This window comes from Nocardia ignorata NBRC 108230 (assembly GCF_001612905.1).
In the GTDB taxonomy this organism is placed as follows: domain Bacteria; phylum Actinomycetota; class Actinomycetes; order Mycobacteriales; family Mycobacteriaceae; genus Nocardia; species Nocardia ignorata.
Window position 1 is genome coordinate 1 of record NZ_BDBI01000003.1, and the last position, 2,369, is coordinate 2,369.

A 2,369-nucleotide genomic window follows, 5' to 3' on the forward strand; every position below is an offset into this window, starting at 1 on the left:
CCCAACACCTCCCTGGTGCACAAAACACCGAGGTGTTGTCCGCACTCAGCCGACAGGTGCGTACCGCGCAACGGTGACCGAAGCGGTGACCCCGGTGATGTCGGCGAGGCCGGCGATGCGTGGGTCGTCCCCGGCGGTGGTGTGGAAGGCGGACGGTCCCATGGCGACCACATTGGTGACGTCGGCACGTGACAGCTTCATGGGGAATTCGACCACGACGTGATCGATGCGGGTGAAAGTCCCCGACAGCGCGTCATCGAGCCGATGCTCCTTGTCGGGGTCCACGCGGACCATACCCAGCGGCTCGATCAACTCGCCCAGATGCCGTGGGGTTGGCGTGACGACGACGAACCGTCCGCCGGCGGCGAGGGCTCGCGCGACTTCGCTGGGATTGCGCGGTGCGAACACCGATAAGACCCCCGTGAGAGCGTCATCGCGGATCGGCAGCCCACGCCAGGCGTCGGCCAGGATCGACGCGAGCCGGGGATGCGCGCGAGCCGCGCGACGAGCAGCAGGCTTCGCGACATCGAGCGCGATGCCGCGGAGACCCGGATGCGCGTCGAGGACCTCGCCCAGGTAGTACCCGGTACCGGCCCCGATCTCCAGCACCGCACCCCCCAGCGATCCGGCGTCGGCCGACGATCCGGGGTCATTCGACGATGTGTGGCGGTACGGCAGTCCGGCGTCGGCCGCGGACGGCGTGTGTCCGGCCGGGTGCGCGGAGTGGAAAGCTTGGGCGACGGCATTCGCGATCGGCGCGAAGTGGCCCGCACTCTGGAATGCCGCGCGAGCGTCGAGCATCGCGGCGGTGTCGCCGGTCATTTTCGTCGAGGCGCCGGTGAGCAGGCCGACGTAACCCTGGCGGGCGATGTCGAAGCTGTGCCGGTTGCCGCACCGCAATGTGCCTGCGCCGGGCTGCAGGGTGTCGCCGCACTCCGGGCAGGCCAGGAGTGCGGCGACCTCGGTCAGGGCTGTCAGCTGGTGACGCTCTTCAGTTCGTCACCGAGGGCCGCTGCCTCGTCCGGTGTGAGTTCGACGACCAAACGCCCGCCACCCTCGAGTGGAACCCGCATGACGATTCCACGACCTTCCTTGGTTGCCTCGAGGGGACCGTCCCCGGTACGGGGCTTCATGGCCGCCATCCTCTGCTCCCTCCAGATCTGCGCGGTGGAGTGCGCACTACTGTTCTCTGGTCCGCCGGGTGTTCGGCGGGCCACACCGGTCCTATTCTTCCCTATTGCCGACTCGGGCGGACACCTGAGTAGCAAATCTGACTCCGGAGTCGGTTCCTTTCGGTACGGCTTGCACCCAGCAAACGGCCAGGTGATCGTCCACCATGCCGGTCGCCTGCATCAGTGCGTAGGCCGTGGTCGGGCCGACGAAAGCGAAGCCGCGCCGCTTCAATTCCTTTGCCAGAGCAATGGATTCGGGTGTGGTGGCGGGCACATCCGCGATGGCCGCGGGCCTCGGGCGTGGCTCGGGTGCGAACGACCACACCAGCTGGTCGAGGCCGATCGGCAGGTCGCGAGCAACCCGGGCATTCGCGATGGTCGCGTCGATTTTCGCGCGGTTGCGGACGATCCCGGCGTCGGCGAGCAGCCGTGCCCGGTCGGTGTCGTCGAATTCGGCGACCTTGGCGATCTCGAAGCCCGCGAAGGCGGCGCGGAAGGCCGGGCGCTTGCGGAGGATCGTGATCCAGGACAGGCCCGATTGGAACGCCTCGAGGCACAGCCGCTCGAAAATGGCATCGTCGCCGTGGAGGGTCTTGCCCCATTCGTGGTCGTGGTAATCGCGGTAGAGCTGGGAGCCGGTCGCCCAGTCGCAGCGGACCAGCCCGTCGTCGACGAGCTCGCTCACCGCTGCTCCTGACCCGCTGCCACCTGCGCCTGCCACTGCCGCATCTGCGCTAATTCGAACTCGAGTTCGTCGATGCGCTCAGCCAACCGCTCCAGCGCCCAGTCGACCTCACCGGCCTTGTAACCGCGCACCACCTGCTGAAACCGCAACGCGCGCACATCCGCCCCCGTGACGCCCTCGGCGGGCAGCACGGTAGCGGTGGTGCCCTGCGGCAACGGTCCGAGCTCCTCCGACCGGCCGAACACCGCACTGGCGACGAGAAACAACATCGCCGCGACCAACCCGACGATGAGCACATACAGAAGCAGCGTCAGCATGCCTTCAGACTAGGCAAGCCCACCGACAAGTCCCGCATCAGCGGGAGCGGTCAGAGGTGGCGCGTGGTGTCGATGCCGAGCGACATCCCCGCCAGGCCGCGCTTGCGGATAGCGAGCTTGTCGGCGACGCCGCGCAGGGCGACGGCGGCCGGGTTCTCCGGATCGGAGAGCACGATCGGCGTACCCGCGTCACCA

The 2,369-nt window shown here is 68.1% G+C and carries 4 protein-coding genes and 1 pseudogene; all 5 read right to left on the reverse strand.

What is annotated here, in order from left to right:
- Positions 1–45: 45 nt before the first annotated feature.
- On the reverse strand, positions 46–978 hold the full coding sequence (locus NI2_RS03680) for a putative RNA methyltransferase (RefSeq protein ID WP_371851933.1): 933 nt from the start codon (positions 976–978) through the stop codon (positions 46–48).
- On the reverse strand, positions 975–1,142 hold the full coding sequence (locus NI2_RS32725; RefSeq protein WP_011211259.1) for a DUF3117 domain-containing protein: 168 nt from the start codon (positions 1,140–1,142) through the stop codon (positions 975–977). Before NI2_RS32725 ends, NI2_RS03680 begins: the two co-directional genes overlap by 4 nt.
- An 82-nt stretch (positions 1,143–1,224) precedes the next feature.
- Positions 1,225–1,857 carry a DNA-3-methyladenine glycosylase I gene (locus NI2_RS03685; RefSeq protein WP_067486025.1) on the reverse strand — a complete coding sequence of 211 codons (633 nt, stop codon included), beginning with the start codon at positions 1,855–1,857 and terminating at the stop codon, positions 1,225–1,227.
- Complete coding sequence (locus tag NI2_RS03690) at positions 1,854–2,174, reverse strand: DivIVA domain-containing protein (RefSeq protein ID WP_067486028.1); 321 nt, start codon at positions 2,172–2,174, stop codon at positions 1,854–1,856. Before NI2_RS03690 ends, NI2_RS03685 begins: the two co-directional genes overlap by 4 nt.
- Positions 2,175–2,224: 50 nt before the next feature.
- A pseudogene (locus tag NI2_RS34900) lies at positions 2,225–2,369 on the reverse strand (Mrp/NBP35 family ATP-binding protein); the annotation flags it as partial.